This is a genomic window from Streptomyces sp. SP17BM10, from assembly GCF_036322405.1.
Classification (GTDB): Bacteria; Actinomycetota; Actinomycetes; order Streptomycetales; family Streptomycetaceae; genus Kitasatospora.
The window spans coordinates 47,164-68,537 of record NZ_JAQYXB010000577.1 but is presented as its reverse complement, the minus strand read 5'-3'; the positions used below and the strand labels follow the sequence as shown (position 1 = coordinate 68,537).

12 protein-coding genes and 1 riboswitch are annotated in these 21,374 nt (G+C 73.1%); of the genes, 8 read left to right on the top strand and 4 right to left on the bottom strand.

All coding sequences use genetic code 11. The annotated features are described in order from the left end of the window. Positions 1 to 4 precede the first annotated feature (4 nt). Genes PUR71_RS17360 through PUR71_RS17325 form a run of 8 tightly spaced genes read left to right on the top strand, consistent with a single transcriptional unit; the run spans position 5 to position 16,368 of the window. Positions 5 to 1,870: an HAD-IIIC family phosphatase gene (locus PUR71_RS17360; protein WP_329927913.1), complete on the top strand. Its 1,866-nt coding sequence runs from the start codon at positions 5 to 7 to the stop codon at positions 1,868 to 1,870. Further along, complete coding sequence (locus PUR71_RS17355; protein ID WP_329927912.1) at positions 1,863 to 2,099, top strand: acyl carrier protein; 237 nt, start codon at positions 1,863 to 1,865, stop codon at positions 2,097 to 2,099. The genes PUR71_RS17360 and PUR71_RS17355 overlap by 8 nt, the downstream gene beginning before the upstream one ends. Next, positions 2,096 to 3,001, top strand: a complete 906-nt coding sequence (locus PUR71_RS17350; protein ID WP_329927911.1) for a thiamine pyrophosphate-dependent dehydrogenase E1 component subunit alpha — start codon at positions 2,096 to 2,098, stop codon at positions 2,999 to 3,001. The genes PUR71_RS17355 and PUR71_RS17350 overlap by 4 nt, the downstream gene beginning before the upstream one ends. Continuing rightward, positions 2,998 to 4,005 carry an alpha-ketoacid dehydrogenase subunit beta gene (locus tag PUR71_RS17345; RefSeq protein WP_329927910.1) on the top strand — a complete coding sequence of 336 codons (1,008 nt, stop codon included), beginning with the start codon at positions 2,998 to 3,000 and terminating at the stop codon, positions 4,003 to 4,005. Before PUR71_RS17350 ends, PUR71_RS17345 begins: the two co-directional genes overlap by 4 nt. Beyond that, a complete protein-coding gene (locus PUR71_RS17340) occupies positions 3,998 to 5,113 on the top strand; it encodes a 2-oxo acid dehydrogenase subunit E2 (RefSeq protein WP_329927909.1) in 1,116 nt (371 codons plus the stop codon). Before PUR71_RS17345 ends, PUR71_RS17340 begins: the two co-directional genes overlap by 8 nt. A 55-nt stretch (positions 5,114 to 5,168) precedes the next feature. Further along, the gene (locus PUR71_RS17335; protein WP_329927908.1) at positions 5,169 to 11,390 is read left to right on the top strand and encodes a non-ribosomal peptide synthetase; all 6,222 of its coding nucleotides are present in this window, start codon (positions 5,169 to 5,171) and stop codon (positions 11,388 to 11,390) included. Then, positions 11,387 to 13,228, top strand: a complete 1,842-nt coding sequence (locus PUR71_RS17330; protein ID WP_329927907.1) for a non-ribosomal peptide synthetase — start codon at positions 11,387 to 11,389, stop codon at positions 13,226 to 13,228. Before PUR71_RS17335 ends, PUR71_RS17330 begins: the two co-directional genes overlap by 4 nt. Then, entirely contained in the window at positions 13,228 to 16,368 is a 3,141-nt protein-coding gene (locus tag PUR71_RS17325) for a type I polyketide synthase (protein ID WP_329927906.1), read from the top strand. Before PUR71_RS17330 ends, PUR71_RS17325 begins: the two co-directional genes overlap by 1 nt. 43 nt (positions 16,369 to 16,411) lie before the next feature. On the opposite strand, the gene PUR71_RS17320 is transcribed toward PUR71_RS17325, so the two are convergent. From PUR71_RS17320 to gcvT, 4 genes are all read right to left on the bottom strand, one after another. Next, the gene (locus tag PUR71_RS17320; protein ID WP_329927905.1) at positions 16,412 to 17,779 is read right to left on the bottom strand and encodes an L-serine ammonia-lyase; all 1,368 of its coding nucleotides are present in this window, start codon (positions 17,777 to 17,779) and stop codon (positions 16,412 to 16,414) included. 155 nt (positions 17,780 to 17,934) lie between these two features. Continuing rightward, on the bottom strand, positions 17,935 to 19,203 hold the full coding sequence (glyA, locus tag PUR71_RS17315) for a serine hydroxymethyltransferase (RefSeq protein WP_329927904.1): 1,269 nt from the start codon (positions 19,201 to 19,203) through the stop codon (positions 17,935 to 17,937). A 96-nt stretch (positions 19,204 to 19,299) separates the two neighbouring features. After that, positions 19,300 to 19,674, bottom strand: a complete 375-nt coding sequence (gene gcvH, locus PUR71_RS17310; protein ID WP_329927903.1) for a glycine cleavage system protein GcvH — start codon at positions 19,672 to 19,674, stop codon at positions 19,300 to 19,302. Positions 19,675 to 19,773: 99 nt separating this feature from the next. Then, a complete protein-coding gene (gene gcvT, locus PUR71_RS17305; protein WP_329927902.1) occupies positions 19,774 to 20,895 on the bottom strand; it encodes a glycine cleavage system aminomethyltransferase GcvT in 1,122 nt (373 codons plus the stop codon). A 231-nt stretch (positions 20,896 to 21,126) separates the two neighbouring features. Continuing rightward, positions 21,127 to 21,232: riboswitch (glycine riboswitch) on the bottom strand. Positions 21,233 to 21,374 lie beyond the last annotated feature (142 nt).

Sequence of the window (21,374 nt, the reverse complement as noted above, 5' to 3'; positions counted from 1 at the left end):
ACCCTTGGAGAACCAGAGCCTGCTCGCCCGCCTGCGTCGGCTCACCCAGCCCGACGCCCCTGACGACCCGGAGCTGCTGGCGGACCTCAGTGAGGTGACCGACCCGGTCCAACTCGCGTCCGCCGGACGCCTGCTCGCGAACATCCCGGCCGAGCGCCTCGGCGGTGCCCTGCGGCCCCAGCGCGTCGCGCTCACCGGCACGTTCACCGCGGACGGAGTGGTGCCGCTGCTGCGCGCCGAGCTGATCCGCTCCGGTGTCGCGCCGACCATCCACACGGTCGGTTTCGACCAGCTGAACGTCGAACTGAGCGACCCGGACTCGGCGCTCGCCGCCTTCGACGCCGACGTGACCCTGTGCGTGCTGCACGACCGGGCGTTCCTGCCGCTCACCTGGGACCCGACGGACCTGTCCGCGCTGTCCGCGGCCGTCGACGGGCGCCTGCGCCTGTTCGAGCAGGCGGTCACCGGCTACGCGGAGCGCGCCCGGGGCCTGGTCCTGACGCACACCGTGCCGCTGAGCGCCGACGAGCGCGGGAGCGTCATCGCCTACAAGACCCGGGCGCGGCTGGCCCGGTTGTGGCGCGGACTCAACGACTCCCTGCTCGCGCTGGCCGAGGCGCGGGACTCGATCCACGTGCTCGACTTCGAGGCCGACCTGGTCGACCACCAGGGCCCGCTGCGCGACGCCCGCCTGGACCGGTACGCCAGCATGGCCTGGTCGTTCGGGGTCGAGCGCCGCTTCGCCGATCTGGCGGCCCGGTTCTGCCGGACCGCCGCGGGCCTGTCGAGCAAGTGCGTGGTGCTCGACCTGGACAACACCCTGTGGGGCGGGGTCGTCGGCGACGACGGTCCGACCGGCATCAAGCTCGGCGGAGGCTACCCGGGCAACTGCTACACCGACCTCCAGCGCCGGGTCAGTGCCCTGCGCCGCCAGGGCGTGATCGTCGCCGTGTGCAGCAAGAACGACGCGGCCGTGGTGGAGGAGGTCTTCGCCCGCCATCCCGAGATGGAGCTGGGCGCGGACGAGGTGGTCGCCTGGGCGGTGAACTGGGATCCCAAGGACCGCAACATCGCCGGCCTCGCCGACCGGCTCAACATCGGGCTCGCGTCCATGGTCTTCCTCGACGACAGCTCCTTCGAGTGCGGCCTGGTACGTCGGGGGCTGCCCGAGGTGCGCGTCGTCCAGCTCGGTGAGGAACCCGCCGAGCACACCGCCGCCCTCCTGGACGGCGGCTTCTTCGACACCCTGAGCGTCACCCGCACCGACACCGAGCGGACCGAGCTCTACCGCTCGCGTGCCCAGCGCGAGAGCTTCTCGGCGCAGTTCGAGTCGGCCGACGCCTACCTGCACGAGCTCGACCTGCGGGTGACCGTCACGCCGGGCGACGAGTTCAGCATGCCCAGGCTCAACCAGCTGTGCCTGCGCACCAACCAGTTCACCGCCATGGGCACCGAGGCCGACCCCGATGCCGTCGAGCCGGACGCCCGCCTGGTGCTCGGCGTCGACGTGGCGGACCGCTTCGGCCGCGAGGGCATCGTCGGCGGCCTGTGGATCGCCAAGTTCGCGGACCACTGGGTCATCGAGAACTTCGTGCTCAGCTGCCGGGCCTTCTCCCGCGGTGTGGAGCAGGCCACCCTCCAGCACGTCGCGGACCTCGCGCGCGACGAGGGCGTCGGCCGGCTGGTCGCGCTCTTCCGGCCCACCGGCCGCAACCGTCTGGCCGGCGAGTTCTACCGGAGCACCGGCTTCGTGGCGGCCGAGGAGCCGGCCGAGGGCGTGCGCCGTTACGAGCTGTCCCTCGAGCCGGCACCGGATCTGCGGCCGGCCTGGATCACCCTCAACGGAGAGGCGGAGCTGATCGATGCCTGAGATCCACGACCCACTCGTCGACCTGATCGCCGAGGTCACCGGCAGCACCCCGGACGAGGTGCGCGGAGCGGCCCGCTTCGACCGTCTCGGCACCTGGACCAGCTTCAACGCGCTGCAGCTGCTCACCGGCATCGAGGACCGCTTCGGGGTGCGCCTGAACCTGCGCGCCTACCTGGCGATCGCGGACGTCGACGGGCTGGCCCGCGCGGTCGCCGAGGAGATGCCATGACCATCCCGCTGACCTCCGTCGAGGACGCCGACCTGGAGCGGATGCTGCTGATCCGTCACTTCGAGGCGCGGCTGCTCGACCTGTTCGGGCGCGGCGAACTGCACGGGACCACGCACACCTGCCTCGGGCAGGAGTACGTGCCGGTGGCGCTCGAACCTCTGCTGACCGCCGAGGACTACGTCTTCAGCAACCACCGCGGCCACGGCCACTACCTGGCCAGGTTCGGCGACGTGCCCGGCCTGCTGGCCGAGATCATGGGCCGTGAGGGCGCGGTCTGCCGCGGCGTCGGTGGCAGCCAGCACATCCTGCGGGACCGCTACATGTCCACCGGCGTGCAGGGCGAGAGCCTGCCGGTGGCCGTGGGCACGGCCCTGCACCTGCGTCGCTCCGGCTCCGAGGGGCTGGCCCTGACCTACATCGGCGACGGCACCTGGGGCGAAGGCTCCGTCTACGAGGCGCTGAACCTGGCGTCCCTGTGGCGGCTGCCGCTGCTGGTGGTCGTCGAGAACAACGGCATCGCCCAGTCCACGCCCACCGGACAGCAGATGGCCGGCACCATCGCCGGACGCGCCGCCGCGTTCGGCGTGCGCCACCACCTGGTCACCGGCGTGGACGTGACGCGGATCCGGGGCGAACTCGCGCCGCTGGTGGCGCGGGTGCGCGCCGAGGGCGAGCCGCTGGTCGTGGAGTTCCGCACGCACCGCGTCGGCCCGCACAGCAAGGGCGACGACGCCCGGCCCGAGGCGGAGCGCCGCGCGGCCCAGCTGAACGACTGGTATCCGGCGTACGCGGCGGCGTTCGGCGTGCGCTTCAGCGAGCTCGACGCCAGGGCGTCGCAGCGGATCGAGGACGTGGTCGCGGACGTCAGCGCGCGTCCGTCCTCAGTTTGGGAGGCGTCATGAGCGAGCGGGTGGCCGAGAACCTGAACCACGCGCTGCACACGGTGTTCGCGGCGCACCAGGACACGTACCTGCTGGGTGAGGACGTGCACGACCCCTACGGTGGGGCGTTCAAGATCACCCGCGGCCTGACCGACGCGTACCCGGACCGGGTGCTGACCACGCCGATCAGCGAGGGCGCGCTTCTCGGGGTCGCGGGTGGGCTGGCCCTGGCGGGCCGGAAGGCGATCGCCGAGATCATGTTCAGCGACTTCGTCGCGCTCGGCTTCGACCAGATCCTCAACTTCGCCAGCAAGTCGACCACGATGTTCGGCAGCCGCGTGCCGATGCGGCTGATCGTGCGCTGCCCCACCGGTGGCGGCCGCGGCTACGGGCCGACGCACAGTCAGAGCCTGCAGAAGCACTTCATCGGGATACCCGGGCTGAGCGTCTACGAGCTCTCGCCGTTCCGGGACAACGCCGAACTGCTGACCGAGGCCTTCGACCGCGGCGAGCCGTGCATGCTCTTCGAGGACAAGGTCCTGTACACGCAGCGCATGTACGCCGACGGCGTCGTGGACGACATCTTCCGCTACGAGACGCTCGGCGGCTCGACCGCGCACGTCTACTACGCCGACGAGCCGCAGGCCGCGGACTGCGTCCTGATCCTCCCGGGCGGGATCACCCACCGGGCGCTGGCGGCAGCTCGGGAGCTGCTGCTGGAGGACGAGATCGTCTGCCGGCTGCTCGTCCCCTCCCGGCTCCACCCCGTCGACCTCGACCCGCTGCTGCCGGTGGTGCGCGGCCGCCAGGTGTTCGTGGTCGAGGAGAGCACCGCCGGCGGCACCTGGGGCGCCGAGATCGCCCACCGGCTGCACGAGTGCCTCTGGGGCGAGCTGGCCGGTCCCGTGCGGCTCGTCCATTCCGCGGACAGCGTCGTGCCGACGGCGTCCCACCTGGAGCGGCAGGTGCTGGTCCAGGCCGAGACCATCCGTGACACCGTGAGAGGAAGCCTGGCCGATGACTGAGATAGCCCTCCCCAAGCTGAACAACAACGACACCGAGTACGAACTCACCGAGTGGCTCGTCGACGACGGACAGTGGGTGAGCGCGGGCGACGTGATCGCGGTCGTCGAGACCTCCAAGTCGGCCGTCGACTTCGAGGCCGAGCAGGACGGACACGTCCACCGGGTCGTGCAGGAGCGCGGCACCTGCCGCGTCGGCGACGTCATCGCGCACGTCTTCGCCACCGAGCAGGAGCGGGAGGCGTTCGCCGCCGAGGCGGCGGCCCGCGCCGTCGTGGCACCCGAGCCCGATGCGGAGGTCGTGCTGACCGCCTCCGCGCGGGAACTGGCCAAGTCCGCGGGCATCGACCACGAGCGGCTGCGGTCGCTGGGCAGGCGTGTGGTGCGCCGCGAGGACGTGGAGGCCCTGCTCGCCGATCGGGGTCAGCCCGCCACGGACGGCTTCGCCCTGTCGCGCATCCAGCAGGCGGTCGCCGCCGTCGTGACCGAGTCGCACCGCACGGTCCCGTCGGCGTTCGTCGCGGTCAAGGTCGAGGTGGCCGCCGCTCAGAAGCACGCACGCCGGCTCGGCAAGGAGAGCGGCACCCTCGTGGGCCTGCCGGAGCTCGTGGTCAAGGCGATGGCACGGCTGCGGGAGCAGTTCCCGCTCTGCTACGCCACCGGTTGGGACGGCGGCACCGTGCGCCTGGCCGAGACCGCCCGGATCGGCGTCACGATCGACGCGGGCGCGGGCCTGTTCGTCCCCGTCGTCGGCAAGGCCGAGGTCCAGTCCGTGGCCGAGATCGCCGACACGCTGCTGGAGTTCCGCACCAAGGCCGCGGCGGAGGGCTTCGCCGAGGCCGATCTCGCCGACGCCAACATCATGCTCTCGCTGCACACCGATCCCGGTGTGGTGACGGCCGGCCCGATCGTCTTCCCGGGCCAGAGCGCCGTGGTCTGCCTGGCCGCGACGCACACCGAGCTCGTCCTCGACGAGGACGGCGAGGTGACGCCGTCGAAGGTGGCCCTGGTGAGCATGGTCTACGACCACCGCGTCCTGAACGGGCGCGACGCGGTCCAGTACCTCAGTGCGCTCAAGGCCCTGATCGAGGCTCCGGCCGGCCTGAACTAGCGGCCCGCCTCGCGAGCCGGACGAGACACAAGCACATCACACGAGGGAGCGGTCGATGACCGAGGTAGCAATCGCAGCGGGAGTGCCCGCGCAACTCCCGTATCCGGTCACGACCACCGTGGGGGACCTGGTCGCGGCACGGGCACGGTCGACCCCGGACGCCGTCGCGGTCCGGCAGTGGGACCAGGTGCTGACCTACGCGGACCTGGTGGAGGCGGCCGCGGCCGTGGCCGCGGAGCTGCGGGCCGCCGGTCTCGGCCCCGAGGACCGTGTCGGGCTGTGCACGCGCCGCAGTCCGGGCATGGTCGTCGGCGCCCTCGGGGTGCTGCTGTCCGGGGCGGCGTACGTGCCGCTCGATGCCGCGCACCCACGCGCCCGGCTCCGCGAGACGCTCGAGGACGCCGGCATCGCCACCGTGATCGTCGACGCCGGCACCGCGCAGCTCTTCGACCCGGCCGAGGTCGCCCTGCTGGACGTCGACGCGGCGCGGCCGGCCGCCCCCGTGGCACCCTGCCCGGCCGGGCCGGACCACCTCGCGTACGTGCTGTACACCTCCGGTTCCACGGGCCGGCCGAAGGGCGTGCTCATCACGCACGGCAGCCTGGTCGAGTACGCGGTCACCGACGCGACCGTCGTCGGCATCGGGCCGCAGAGCCGGGTGCTCGGCTACACCTCACTCGGCTTCGACCCGTCGGTGCAGGAGCTCTGGGTGTCCCTGGTGGCCGGCGCCGAGATCGGGCTCGTCGGCGACGAGGACCGCAACGACCCGGAGCGGCTGCGCGCGTTCATCGTGGCGCACGGCACCACCTGGGCCGGCCTCACCCCGGGCGTGCTCGCGCTGCTGGAACCCGATCGGCTGCCCGGCCTGCGCACCGTGCTGTGCGGCGGGGAGCAGGTCCCGGGCGAGCTGGTGGAGCGGTGGACGCGGGACGGCCGCCGGTTCTTCAACGGCTACGGCCCCACCGAGACCACGGTGGACGCCGCGATCGCCGAGCTGTCGGGGCCCCAGGACGGCCCGCCGCCGATCGGCCGGCCGATGCCCAACCACCGTGCCCACGTGGTCGACGAGGACCTCCGCGAGACCACCGAGGGCGAGCTGCTGATCGGCGGCCCGGGCCTGGCCCGCGGCTACCTGGGCCGCCCGGCCGCCACGGCCGCGGCGTTCATCCCCGATCCGTTCTCGGGCCTGCCCGGGGAGCGGCTCTACCGCACCGGCGACCTGGTGCGCCGTGACTCCGACGGCCGGCTCACCTTCCTCGGCCGCCGGGACGGGCAGGCCAAGATCAGCGGTCGGCGGATCGAGCTCGGCGAGGTCGAGGCGGCGCTGCACGCGCTGCCCGGCGTGCGTGCCGCCGCCGCACTGGTGCGGGAGGTCGGCAGCCGGCCGCGCCTGGTCGGCTACGTCGTCTGTGACGACGAGCCGTCCGAGCTGCGCGCCGGGCTCGCCCAGCGGGTGCCGGGTGAACTCGTGCCGGAGATCTGGGTGCGCCTGGACACTCTGCCGCTGAACGGCAACGGAAAGATCGACCGGGCGGCACTCGCCGCGGTCGAGCTCGGCTCACGGCCCGCCGGGCTGCCCTACCGGGCACCGGTCGGCCCCGCCCAGGAGGCGATGGCGGCGCTATGGGAGGACGTGCTGGGCATTCGTCCGGTGGGCGCCCTCGACCGGTTCGCCGAGCTCGGCGGCAACTCGCTGCAGGCCGCCCAGGTGCTGGCCCGGCTGCGGCGCGAGCAGGGTGTCCGGCTGAGCTGGCGCCAGTTCTTCGACGCCCCCGACCTGGCCTCGTCGGTCCGCGAGGTCGGCGAGGGCCTGCCACCGGTCACCGCCGTCCCCGGGGCCGGGCCGGCCCTGCTGCCGGGTCAGCGCCGGCTCTGGATGACCGGCCACCTCAATCCCGGGTCGGCCGCGGCCTACACGGTACCGGCGGCGCTGCGTCTGCGAGGCGGGCCGGACATCCCCGCGCTGCGTGCCGCTCTCAACGAGATCGTGCGCCGGCACGACCTGCTGCGCACCCGGCTGGTGCTCCGCGACGGTGTGCTCTCGGCCGAGGAGGTGGCGGCGGAGGACCTCCCCGACGTGCTGACCGTGACCGATCTGAGCGGCGAGCCCGACCCGCTCGCCCGGGCCGAGCAGGAGGCCCGGCGTCCGCTCGACCCGGCGTCCGCCCCGCTGCTGCGGGCCCACCTGATGCGGCTCGGACCCGAGGACCACCTCCTCCTGGTGACCCAGCCCCACCTGGTCACCGACGGCTGGTCGCTCGACCTGTTGGACGCCGAACTCGCCGCCCTCTACGCCGGCGAGCAGCTGCCGCCGCCCGCCCTGCGCGGCCGGGACGTCGCGCACTGGTACCGCGACCTCGAGGAGTCCGGCACGCTGGCCCGGGGCCTGGCCGCGTGGAAGCGGCACCTGGCCGGCGTTCCCCTGACCCTCGGCTGGCCCACCGACCGACCGCGCCCGGCCGTTCAGAGCCATGCGGGACAGCGGGTCAGCCGCGCCGTCGGCGCGGAGCTGGCCGCCGCGGTGACGGAACTGGCCCGCGGTGAGGGCGTCACCCCGTACGCCGTCTTCCTGGCGGCCCTGGGCGTCCTGCTGCGCCGGGTCGGCGGCGACGAGGACCTGCTGGTGGCATCCCCGATGGCCGGTCGGCCCGAGGGCACCGAGGGCCTGCTCGGCTTCTACGCGAACACGGTTCCGCTGCGGCTGCGCCCGCACGGCCGGGTCCCCTTCCGTGAGGTGCTGCGCCAGGCGTACACCGCCTCCCTCGACGCGTACGAGAACCAGTACGTGCCGTGGGAGTGGATCGTCAACGAGCTGGCACCCGAGCGCGATCTGTCCCGCGCGTCCCTGATCCAGGTCGCCCTGGCCTACCAGGGCCGCTACCGGCCGCACGCCGCACTGGCCGGCCTGGACGTCGAGGCGGTTCAGCTGGACAACGGCACCTGCAAGTTCGACCTCACCATGGAGGTCGACGAGCTCGACGAGGGCATGCGGCTGACCGCCGAGTTCAACACCGACATCTTCGACGCGGCCACCGCCGAGCGCACCCTCGACCTGTTCCTGACGATCCTGTCCGCCGTGGTCGCGGACCCCGACGTCCCGATCACCGCCGTTGCGCTCGACGCCACGCGCCCCGCGGCGCGACTGCTCGGTCCGGCCGAGGTCGAGGCGCCGGCGCGTTGCCTGCACGAACTGTTCGCCGAGCAGGTGGCCGCCGGTCCGGACCGCGTCGCGGTCAGCGACGGCGTCCGTGCCCTGACCTACCGTGAACTCGACGACGCCGCCGACCGGCTCGCCCGGCGGCTGCGCGGGCACGGCGTCGGCCCGGAGACCCTGGTCGGCGTCTGCACGGACCGCACCGTCGACGTGGTCACGGCCATCCTCGCCGTCCTCAAGGCCGGCGGCGGCTACGTGCCGCTCGACCCGACCTATCCGCCCGCGCGGCTCGCCCACACCCTCACGGACTCCGGCTGCCGGGTCGTCCTCGGCCACGCCCGGCACGCGGCACTGGTCGGGGCCACGCCGTTCGTCGACGTGGCCGACCCGACCGAGGTCGACGCGACCCTGCCGGTGACCGATCCGGACGCCGCGGCCTACGTGATCTACACCTCCGGCTCCACGGGCAAGCCGAAGGGCGTCGTGGTCACCCACGCCAACGCGACCAGGCTCTTCGCGGTGACCCAGCCGTTCTACGGCTTCGGCCCCGACGACACCTGGACCATGTTCCACTCCTTCGGCTTCGACTTCTCGGTGTGGGAGATCTGGGGCGCGCTGCTGCACGGAGGCCGCGTCGTGGTCGTCCCGTTCGAGACGAGCCGGGACCCGGAGGCGTTCTGGCGACTGCTCGTCGAGGAGCAGGTCACCGTCCTGAACCAGACCCCCTCGGCCTTCCGCCACCTGACCGCCGTGGCCGAGCGGAACGGGTACCCGCCCACCGCGCTGCGCTGGGTGGTCTTCGGCGGCGAGGCGCTCGAACCCACCTCGCTGCGCGGCTGGTTCGACCACTACGGCGACGCCGCGCCCCGGCTGGTCAACATGTACGGCATCACCGAGACCACCGTGCACGTCACGCTGCGGCCGATGACCGCCGCCGACGCCCTCGGCGCCGCCAGCCCGATCGGCCTCCCGATCGACGACCTGCGCATCGTCATCCTCGACGAGGAGATGAATCCGGTCCCGCGCGGGGTCAAGGGCGAGATGTTCGTCGGCGGGGCGGGCGTGTCCCGCGGCTACCTCGGGCGCCCGGCGCTCACCGCCCAGCGCTTCGTCCCCGACCCGCTCGGCCCGCCGGGACGCCGGATGTACCGCACCGGCGACCTCGCCGTGCTGCGCGAGGACGGTGAACTCGTCTACTGCGGACGCATGGACAACCAGGTGCAGCTGCGCGGTTTCCGCATCGAGCTGGGCGAGGTCGAGGCGGCGCTGCTCGGGTTGGCGCAGGTGCGTTCCGCCACGGCCGTCATCCGCGCCGACGCCGGCGACGCGACCCTGGTCGGCTACGTCGTCGCCGCGCCCGGAGCCGAGCCGGACCCGATCGACCTGCGCACGGCGCTCGCCGACCGCCTGCCGGCCCAGATGCTGCCGTCCGCGTTCGTGTTCCTGGACGCGCTTCCGCTGACCGCCAACGGAAAGCTCGACCGCGACGCGCTCCCCGCCCCCTCCCGGCGGCGCCGGACGGCGGCCGCCGAGCCGCTGACCTCCACCGAGGCCGCGCTCGCCGCGATCTGGGCCGGGGTCCTCGAGCTCGACCACGTCGAGGCGGAGGACAACTTCTTCGTGCTCGGTGGCGACTCGATCCGCGCGATGCGCGTGGTGGCGCGCGCCAGGGAAGCCGGTCTGGACCTGGACGTCCGCGGGCTGTTCCTGCACCCGACCGTCTCCGCGCTGGCGACCCATCTCGACCAGCGACCCGCGGAGGGCCCCGTGGTCGTCGAGCAGCCCGTGCCGGCGCTGCCCGAGCCGGACCGCTCCCTGTTCCCCGAGGGCGTCGTCGACGGCTACCCCGCGTCGGTGCTCCAGGTCGGCGTCGTGTACGAGTGCGAGATCAGCGAGGATCCCACGCTCTACCACGACCTGACCACGGTCCGGGTCACCGGGCCGTTCGACCGGGACGCGCTGGCCCGGGCCCTCGACCGGCTGGTCGCCCGGCACGAACTGCTCCGGGCCTCGTTCGACCTGGTGGACCAGGCCGAACCGACGGTGCTGCTGCACGAGTCCGCCACCGTCGACCTGACCGTCGACCAGGTCGCCGGCGTCGACCCCACCGAGGCCGTCAGGCACTGGTGGGCGTCCCAGTGGTGGCACTCCTTCGACCTCGCGCAGGCACCCCTGCTCCGGTGCCACGTGCTGATCCACGGCCAGGACTCGTACACGATCGCCGTGTCGGTGAGCCATGCCATCGCGGACGGCTGGAGCTTCGCCGTGCTGCTCACGGACCTGCTCCGCGCCTACGACGACGAACTGACCGGATCGCCCCGCGCGTTCGTCGAACCGACGATCAGCTACCGCGACTACGTGGCGCTCGAGCGGCACGCGGCGTCGGACCCCGAGGCCGTGGCGTACTGGCGTGCCATGCTCGACTCCGCGCCGCAGCCGAACCTGCCGGACCACGCCGGGGACCGACCCGGACCCGAGGACCCGTTCCTCGACCCGGACGTGACGCGGGTCCTGACCGACGACCTCGTCGACGGCGTCGCCCGGCTGGCCGCCGAGCTCGGTGTACCGCGCAAGAGCGTCCACCTGGCCGCGCACGTGTCGGCGCTGGCCGTACTGACCGGTGAGCGGGACGTGGTCACCGGAGTGGCCACGCACGGGCGTCCGGAGCGGGACGGCGGCGAGGACGTCGTGGGCCTGTTCGTGAACGTCCTGCCGCTGCGGGTCACCGTCCCGCGGAGCCCGGACGCAGAGCTGGTCCGCGCCGTGTTCGAGGCCGAACAGGCCCAGGTCGCCCACCGTCGCTACCCGTTGGCGGCGCTGCGGGCCGCCTACGACCGCACGCCGTTCGACGCCCTGTTCAACTACGTCGACTTCCACGCCTACGACGCGCTGGAGGGCCTGCGCCGCATCACGGTGCAGGACTGGTGGTTCAGCGACCGCACCGACTTCCCGATCGTGGTCGACGTGGCGAGGCGACCCCTCGGCGACGAGCTGGAGCTGATCGCCCGGCTCGGCCCCGACCTGGCCGGCGGCGACCTGGCCGCCCGCTTCACCGACCTCTACTGCCAGGCGCTGAAGACGCTCGTGGCCGACGACTCACACCAGGGGGAAGACCAGGCATGACCATCACCGAGCTCATCCGCCGACAGGCGCAGCGCACACCGGACGCCGTCGCGGTCAGCTGCGCCGACCGGGTCGCGACCTACCGCGAACTGGTGGCGGACGCCGACAGGCTGGCCCGTCGACTGCGGGACCGGGGCGTCCGGGACGAGGACGTGGTCGTCGTGAGCGCCGAGCGGGGCGTGGACCTCGTGGTCGCGCTGCTCGGCATCCTCACCGCGGGCGGCGCGTACCTGGCCGTGCCCGGCGACCGGCCCGTCACCTGGCGGGCCAAGGTGCTGGCCGACGCCAGGCCCCGGCTGATGCTGGCCGACAAGCTCAACTCCGGTCTCTGGGACGGCCTCGGCACCCCGGTGCACAGCCTGGAGGAGGAGCTCGCCGCGACCGATCCCGGCACCGCGTCGCCCTTGCCGCGCCTCACGGGCGACCAGCTGGCCTACCTCAGCTACACCTCGGGCTCCACCGGCGAGCCCAAGGGCGTGTGCGTCCCGCACCGCGGCATCGTCCGCCTCGTCGACCAGCCGGACTGGGCGCGGTTCGGGCCCGCCGACACCTTCCTGATGCTCTCCCCGGTGGCCTTCGACGCCTCCACACTGGAGATCTGGGCACCGCTCGGAAACGGTGGCCGCCTCGCGGTCTTCCCGCCCGGTGAGGTGACGCCCGAACGGCTGGCCCGGACCGTCGCCGACGAGGGCGTCAGTGTCCTCTGGCTCACCGCCGGGCTCTTCCACCAGCTCGTCGACGCGATGCCGGAGGCGTTCGCCGGACTGCGGCACGTCCTGGCGGGTGGCGACGTCGTCTCCTCGGCGCACGTGGGCGCGCTGCTCGCGGCCCACCCCGGGGTGACCTTCACCAACGGCTACGGCCCCACCGAGAACACCACGTTCACCACCTGCTGGACCAGTACGACCGCTCCCGAGGGCGCCGTACCGGTGGGCCGGGCGATCCGGGGCACCCGGATCGCCGTCCTCGACGAGAACCTCGACCCGGTCGAGCCCGGCGTGACCGGGGAGGTGTACGCCGCGGGCGCCGGTCTGGCCCGCTGCTACCTCAACCGCCCGGGGGCCACCGCCGAGCGTTTCCTGCCCGACCTCACCGGCGGCGCGCCCGGTGAGCGGATGTACCGCACCGGCGACCTCGGCCGGCTGCGGCCCGACGGCGTCCTGGAGTTCGCCGGGCGGGCCGACCGGCAGGTCAAGGTGAACGGCTACCGCGTGGAGCCCGGCGAGATCGAGAGCGCGCTGCGGGCCCTGCCCGGGGTGCGCGACGCCGTGATCGTCACGGACCGGGACGCCGGCACCGGCATGACCCGGCTCGTGGGCTACGTCGTGGCCGACGGACTCGAGCCGGCCGGGATCGCGGAGGGCCTGCGCGGTGCCCTGCCCAGGCACCTGGTCCCCTGGCCGATCATCACCCTTCCCGCCCTGCCGCTCAATCCGAACGGCAAGGTGGACCGCGCCGCCCTCCCGGTACCGCCGCGCGAGGAGCCCCAGCAGCAGGCCGCGGCAGCGGCGGAGGCCGGGACGGACCTCGAGGGCATCGTCACCCAGGCCTGGCGGGTCACCCTGGGCGCGAGCCGGATCGGACCGCGGGACAGCTTCTTCGACGTCGGCGGCAACTCGCTGTTGATGATCAAGCTGCGCGCCGAGATCCAGCGCGCCCTGGGCCGCAAGGTCAACACGATCGACCTCTTCCACAACCCCACCATCGAGCAGCAGGTCCGCCACCTGCGCGGCGAGGCACGCGACGACGCGCCCGTGCAGCTCGACCGGGCGGTCAGCCAACGGACCCGGGCCGGTTACGCGGACCGGGCACGCCGACGCATGCAGGGAGCGCAGTGATGACGTACGAGGACGAGACCACCGGGATGGAGATCGCCATCGTCGGAATGTCCGGCCGCTTCCCCGGAGCGGACTCGGTCGAGCAGCTCTGGGAGGCGATCGAGCACGGACGGGAGGGGATCACCTCCTTCACCGACGAGCAGGCGGCCGAGGCCGGCGTGAGCGAGGAGCTCAGGTCCCGGCCGGGCTACGTGCGCGTCGGCGGATACCTGAAGGGAGTCGAGCACTTCGACCACACGCTCTTCGGGTACGCACCGCGCGACGCCGCCCTCCTCGACCCGCAGCAGCGGATCTTCCTGGAGTGCAGCTGGGCCGCCATGGAGGACGCCGGCTACGCCCCCCGGGGCACCACCGCGCAGGTGGGCGTCTACGCCGGAGTCAGCCAGAGCAGCTACCTCCTGCGGAACCTGCTGCCCAACCCGACCGTCCAGGCCACCGTCGACGCCCACGAGCTGCTGCTGGCGACCGACAAGGACACGCTGGCCACCCGCGTCGCCTACCACCTCGACCTGCGCGGACCGGCCCTGACGGTGCAGACGGCCTGCTCGTCGTCGCTGGTGGCCGTGCACCTGGCCTGCCAGGCGCTGCTCGGCGGCGAGTGCGACGTCGTGCTCGCCGGTGGCGTGGCCGTGCACGTGCCCCAGCACGAGGGCTATCTGCACCGGCCCGGCTCGATCCTCTCCGGCACGGGCCACTGCCGCCCCTTCGACGTGTCGGCCGACGGGACCGTGGACGGCAACGGTGTCGCCGTCGTGGTGCTCAAGCGGCTGGAGGACGCGCTGGGCGACGGCGACGTGATCCACGCGGTGATCAAGGGCACCGCGCTCAACAACGACGGAGCCCGTCGCGTGGGCTTCACCGCACCGGGTGGTGCCGGCCAGATCGAGGTGATCCGTGCGGCGCAGCAGGTCGCCGGCGTCCACCCGGCGACCATCGGCTACGTGGAGGCGCACGGGACGGGGACCGCGCTCGGCGACCCCATCGAGTTCGCCGCACTGCGCGAGGCGTTCGGCGACGACGGCGTCCCCTGCGCGCTCGGGTCGGTCAAGGCACTGATCGGCCACCTCGACGCGGCCGCCGGCGTCACGGGCCTGATCAAGGCCGCGCTCGCGTTGCGCCACCGCCTGCTGCCGCCCAGCCCCTACTTCACCGCCCCCAACCCCGAACTCGACCTGGCCGGCGCCCGGTTCCGGCTGCCCACCAGCGCCGAGCCGTGGGCCGAGGCCGACCATCCGCGCCGCGCCGCGGTCAGCTCCTTCGGCATGGGCGGCACCAACGCCCACGCCGTGCTGGAGGAGGCACCCGTCCCGTTCCCCCGGGAGGCCGAGGCACCGCAGGACGCGACTCCGCGCGTCCTCGTGCTCTCCGCGCGGACACCCACGGCGCTGGCCGAGTCCAAGGCGCGCCTGCACGCGCACCTCGCCTCCCGCCCCGACCTGTCGCTCGACGACGTCGCGCACACGCTGAGCGTCGGCCGGGCCCGGCTGGAGCACCGCTACGCCGTCGCGGTCCGCGACCGTGCCGAGGCGCTGCGGGCGCTGGAGTCCGACTCCGGCGCGAGCGCCGCCGTCACCGGCGTCGACGACTCCGCCGACCGCGGGGTCGCCTTCCTCCTGCCCGGCCAGGGATCCCAGCACGCGGGCATGGGCGGAGAGCTCTACCGCACCGAGCGGACCTTCGCCCAGTGGGTCGACGCGGGCGCCGACGTGCTGAGCTTCGACCTGCGGAACCTCCTCTACGGCGAGTCGGCCGCGGACGACGCGCTGCGCCGCACCGAGGTCACCCAGCCGGCGCTGTTCGTGGTCGAGTACGCACTGGCCAAGCTCTGGGCGGATCGCGGTGTGCACCCCTCGGCGATGCTCGGCCACAGCCTCGGCGAGTACGTGGCCGCCGCCCTGGCGGGCTGCCTCGACTTCGAGGAGGCGCTGCGCCTGGTGGCGTTCCGGGCGGAGCTGATGGCCGGGCAGGAGCCCGGCGGGATGATCGCGGTGCAGCTGTCGCAGGAGCAGGCGGCGGAGTTCCTCAACGACCGGATCGCCCTGGCCGCGAGCAACTCGCCGACGCTCAGCGCCCTGTCCGGTGCGGAGTCGGATCTCGCGGAGGTGGAGCGCGTGCTGACCGGCCGAGGCATCCAGTGGAGCCGGCTGCACACCTCGCACGCCTTCCACTCGCCGCTCATGGCGCCCGCGGCAGAGCCGTTGCGGGCGTACCTGAGCGGGCTGACGCTGCGGCGGCCGCAGATCCCGTTCGTCTCGAACGTCACCGGCGACTGGATCACGGCCGAGCAGGCCACCGACCCGGCCTACTGGTCGGCCCACCTGCTGTCCCCGGTCAGGTTCAACCAGGGTGTGGTCCGCCTCCTCGGCGACGGGCGCCCGGTGCTCCTCGAGGTCGGCCCCGGCCAGAAGCTCGCCGCTCTGGCCCGCCAGCACCGCACCCCGGCCGGCCGGCCGGCCACGGTGGTGACCAGCCTGCCGCACCCCAAGCAGCGCACCGGCGACGAGGCCCACTTCGCGGCGGCCCGCGCCGCACTGTGGGTCCACGGCGCGGGATCGGCCGGACCGGAGCGGGGGAGCGGCCGTCGGGTACCGCTGCCCGCGTACCCCTTCGAGCGTCACCGTCACTGGATCGACGCCCCCGTGCCGGCCGGCGGGGCGGTCGAACGCTACGCCGGAGCCGAGCGGACGACGCCCCTCGTCGCGGCGACGGCCGGGGCGGAGACCGGCGCCGAGGCTGCGGAGCCGGCTCCCTCCGCCCCCAGCGGGTCGTCGGTGGCCGAGACCGTCCTCGCGGTCTGGCGCGAGCTGCTCGGCTACGAGTCCGTAGAGCTGGACGACAACTTCTTCTCGCTGGGCGGCCATTCCCTGCTCGCCACCCAGGTCGCGGCGCGCATCACGGACCGGACGGGCTTCGAGCTCTTCGGCGGCCTCCTGTTCGAGGCGCCCACACCCCGGGAGCTCATCGCGCTCGTCGAGCAGGGCCTCGGTACGCCGGCCGCCCTGCCCGAAGCCGACCCGGCACAGGTGTCCGGGCCCGCGCTCGGCACCGAGGCCGAGGACGAGTCGCTCGCGGCGCTGCTCGCCGAGGTCCAGGGGATGTCCGACGACCAGCTGCGCGCGATGCTCCGGTCGGAGGCGTAGGAGGCACCCCGGGCGAGGCCGCACCTCGCCCGGGGTCATTCGATCAGCACTCGATGACGTTGACCGCGAGGCCGCCGCGCGAGGTCTCCTTGTACTTGACCTTCATGTCGGCACCGGTCTCCTTCATCGTCTTGATCGCCTTGTCGAGCGAGACGTGGTGCCGGCCGTCGCCGCGCAGCGCCATCCGGGCGGCGGTGACGGCCTTGACGGACGCCATGCCGTTGCGCTCGATGCACGGGATCTGGACCAGGCCGCCGACCGGGTCGCAGGTGAGGCCGAGGTTGTGCTCGATGCCGATCTCGGCGGCGTTCTCGACCTGCTCGGGGGTGCCGCCGAGGACCTCGGCGAGGCCGCCCGCGGCCATCGAGCAGGCGGAGCCGACCTCGCCCTGGCAGCCGACCTCGGCGCCGGAGATGGAGGCGTTCTCCTTGAACAGCATGCCGATCGCGCCGGCCGCGAGGAGGAAGCGGACGATGCCGTCGTCGTCGGCGCCCGGGATGAAGTTCAGGTAGTAATGCAGGGTGGCGGGGATGATCCCGGCCGCGCCGTTGGTCGGCGCGGTGACCACCCGGCGGCCGGAGGCGTTCTCCTCGTTGACCGCCATCGCGTAGAGCGTCACCCACTCCATCGCGTTGGCCGGGCCGATGCCCTCGGCGCGCAGCGCGCGGGCGCCGGCCGCCGCCCGGCGGCGCACCTTGAGGCCGCCCGGCAGGATGCCCTCGCGGGACATGCCGGCCCGGACGCACTCCTGCATGACCTGCCAGATCTCCAGCAGGCCGGCGCGGATCTCCTCCTCGCTGCGCCAGGCCTTCTCGTTCTCCAGCATCAGGCCGGAGATCGACAGCCCGGTCTCGCGGGTGAGGCGCAGCAGTTCCTCGCCGGTGCGGAAGGGGTAGCGCAGCGCGGTGTCGTCGGGCTTGACCCGGTCCGCGCCGATCGCGTCCTCGTCGACGACGAAGCCGCCGCCGACCGAGTAGTAGGTCTTCTCCAGCAGCGTGGAGCCGTCGGCCGCGAACGCCCACAGGGTCATGCCGTTGGCGTGGTAGGGCAGCGAGCGGCGCCGGTGCAGGATCAGCTGGGTGTCGGGGTCGAAGTCGATCGGGTGCTCGCCGAGCAGGCTGAGCCGCTTCTCGGCGGTGATCCGCTCGACGTCCTTGTCGGCCTGGTCGACGTCGACCGTGCGCGGGGAGTTGTTCTCCAGGCCGAGCAGGACGGCCTTCGGGGTGCCGTGGCCGTGGCCGGTGGCGCCGAGCGAGCCGTACAGCTCGGCGCGGACGCTCACCACCCCGGGCAGCAGGCCTTCGGACCGCAGCCGCCGGGCGAACATCCGGGCGGCGCGCATCGGGCCGACCGTGTGGGAGCTCGACGGACCGATGCCGATGGAGAAGAGGTCGAAGACGCTGATGGCCACGGGGGACGTCCTTGTCTGGTCTCGTGGGAGGACATGGGTGGTGCTGCGCGGTGGGCGCAGCATGAGGAGGGGCACCGCGCGTCTTTCCAGTGTGCGCGGTGCCCCGGAAACTCCCGTGGGTGGCCGGCGTGAGGCCGGTCACCCACCCCCGGTGATCAGAGGTTCGGGTAGAGCGGGTACTTCTCGGCCAGCGCGGTGACGCGGGCCTTCAGGGCGGCGGCGACGGTCTCGTCGAAGGCCGGCTTGAGGGCCTCGGCGATGATGTCGGCGACCTCGCGGAAGTCCTCGGCGCCGAAGCCGCGGGTGGCGAGGGCCGGGGTGCCGATGCGCAGGCCGGAGGTGACCATCGGCGGGCGCGGGTCGTTCGGGATGGCGTTGCGGTTGACCGTGATGCCGACCTCGTGGAGGCGGTCCTCGGCCTGCTGGCCGTCGAGCTGGCTGTTGCGCAGGTCGACCAGCACCAGGTGCACGTCGGTGCCGCCGGACAGCACGGAGGCGCCGGCCTCGGCGACGTCGGCCTGCAGCAGGCGCTCGGCGAGGATGCGGGCGCCCTCCAGGGTGCGCTGCTGGCGCTCCTTGAACTCCTCGGACGCGGCGACCTTGAACGCGACGGCCTTGCCGGCGATCACGTGCTCCAGCGGGCCGCCCTGCTGGCCGGGGAAGACCGCGGAGTTGATCTTCTTGGCCCATTCGGCCTTGGAGAGGATGACGCCGCCGCGCGGGCCGCCCAGGGTCTTGTGGGTGGTGGTGGTGACCACGTCCGCGTAGGGCACCGGGTTCGGGTGCAGGCCCGCGGCCACCAGGCCGGCGAAGTGCGCCATGTCCACCATGAGCAGGGCGCCGACCTCGTCGGCGACCCGGCGGAACTCGGCGAAGTCCAGCTGGCGCGGGTAGGCGGACCAGCCGGCGATGATCAGCTTCGGCTGGTGCTCCTTGGCCAGGCGCTCGACCTCGGCCATGTCGACCTGGCCGGTCTTCTCGTCGACGTGGTAGGCGACCACGTTGTAGAGCTTGCCGGAGAAGTTGATCTTCATGCCGTGGGTCAGGTGACCGCCGTGGGCCAGGTTCAGGCCCAGGATGGTGTCGCCCGGCTGGATCAGCGCGAACATCGCGGCGGCGTTGGCCTGCGCGCCCGAGTGCGGCTGGACGTTGGCGTGCTCGGCGCCGAACAGGGCCTTGACGCGGTCGATCGCGATCTGCTCGACGACGTCGACGTGCTCGCAGCCGCCGTAGTAGCGGCGGCCGGGGTAGCCCTCGGCGTACTTGTTGGTGAGCACCGAGCCCTGGGCCTCCATGACCGCCACCGGGGCGAAGTTCTCGGAGGCGATCATTTCCAGGGTGTTCTGCTGGCGGTGCAGCTCGGCGTCGACCGCGGCGGCGATCTCCGGGTCGAGGGAGTGCAGGGACTGGTTGAGAACCGTCATGGTGTGGTCTTCCCGGGGCGAAGAGGAGGGACGGCGGGGCGGAGCGGGGGCGGGAGGGGGGCCGCCGCGCTGCGGCCCCCACCCGTCACGGGCCGGTCAGCCGCCGATGAAGGCGGTGTACTCGTCGGCGCTGAGCAGCTCGTCGGTGGACTCCACCTTGACCTTGAACAGCCAGCCGCCCTCGAACGGGGCGTTGTTGACCAGGGCGTTGTCGTCCAGGACGTCCTGGTTGACCTCGACGACCTCGCCGGTCACGGGGGAGTACAGGTCGCTGACCGACTTGGTGGACTCCAGCTCGCCGCAGGTCTCGCCCGCGGTCACCTCGTCGCCGACCTCGGGCAGCTGCACGTAGACGATGTCACCGAGCGCGTCCGCGGCGTGCTTGGTGATGCCGACCGTCGAGACACCGTCCTCGGCGGCCGTCAGCCACTCGTGCTCCTTGGTGTACTGCAGGTGCTGGGGGTTGCTCATGGCGTCATTCTCCAGGATGGGAAGCGGGTACGACGAAGCGGGCCGCCGCGCGGACGGCTTCGTCGCGGTTCAGTGGTGACCGAGGGCCCGGGAAGATCCTCAGCGGGCGCGCTTGTAGAACGGCAGGGCGACGACCTCGACCGGCTCGTGCTTGCCGCGCACGTCCACCGCGACGGCGCTGCCGGGGGCGGCGTGGGCCGCGTCGACGTAGGCCATCGCGATCGGCTTGCCCAGCGTCGGGGACGGCGCGCCCGAGGTGATCCGGCCGATCGGGGCGCCGTCGGCGGAGACGACGGTGTACTCGGCGCGCGGCACGCGCTTGCCCTCGGAGACCAGGCCGACCAGGACGCGCGGCGGGTTGGCCTCGGCCGCGGCGGCGGCCTGCTCCAGGGCCCTGCGGCCGATGAAGGCGCCGTCGTTGGTGGTCTTGTCGAAGCGGACGACCCGGCCGAGGCCGGCGTCGAACGGGGTCAGGTCGGTGGAGAGCTCGTGCCCGTACAGCGGCATGCCCGCCTCCAGGCGCAGGGTGTCGCGGCAGGACAGGCCGCACGGCACCAGGCCGTGGCCCTCGCCGGCGGCGGTCAGCGCCTGCCAGACCGGCTCGGCGTCGGCCGGGGCGCAGAAGATCTCGAAACCGTCCTCGCCGGTGTAGCCGGTGCGGGCGAGCAGGACGTCCCGGTCGGCCACCCGGGCCGGGAGGATCGCGTAGTACTTCAGGCCGGGCAGGTCGGCGTCGGTGGTCTTCGCGAGGATCGCGGTGGACTCCGGGCCCTGGACGGCGATCAGCGCGTAGGTGTCGCGGTCGTCGGTGACGACGGCGTCGAAGCCCTTGGCGCGGGCGATCAGCTCGTCCAGCACCAGCTGGGCGTTGGAGGCGTTGGCGACGACGAGGAAGGCGTCCTCGCGCAGGCGGTAGACGATCAGGTCGTCCAGGATGCCGCCGTCCTCGGCGCAGATCATGGTGTAGCGGGCGCGCAGCACGCCGAGGGCGGAGACGAAGCCGACCAGCGCGTGGTCCAGCATCTCGCCGGCCTGCGGGCCGGTCACGGTGATCTCGCCCATGTGGGACAGGTCGAACAGACCGGCCTTGGTGCGGACGGCGAGGTGCTCCTCGCGTTCGCTGCCGTAACGCAGCGGCATGTCCCAGCCGGCGAAGTCGGTCATGGTCGCGCCGAGGGCGCGGTGCAGCGCGTCGAGCGCGGTGAGGCGGAGGGACGACATGGCCTGGGAACTCCTCGGTCTGGGCACTCAGGGGTGCACGCGCCGGACCGGACCCGCTCGGGGACCGACTCCTGCGCGCGGGCATGCGGCGGCGTGGGTCTCCCCATCTGTCGTCGAACCTGAGAGCTTCACCGCGCAGCGGCCCGTCGCTGTTTCCAGCTTTCCGGACAGAATGGCGGCTTGCACCGTGGGTGGGCGCACGACAGGCCGTGCGCCGCTTTCCAGATGTGCCTAACCCGCGCGGTAGGGGGGCCTGAGAGATTCCGGGGAGGACTTGCTCCTTCGGCGCCGGCCGTGCCGCCAGACGGGGCACTCCGGACTCTCCCGCGCGGGTTCGAGCGGCCGGTATGGAGTTGGAGGGGCCGACTGCGCACGACGCCGTCGGACGCGCACATCATGGCACGTCCGCGGCACCGATGGGAGGGGGGACCCGGTCACAGGACGCGGAGGCGAACGCGCGCCCCTGGGGTCTGCCGCCG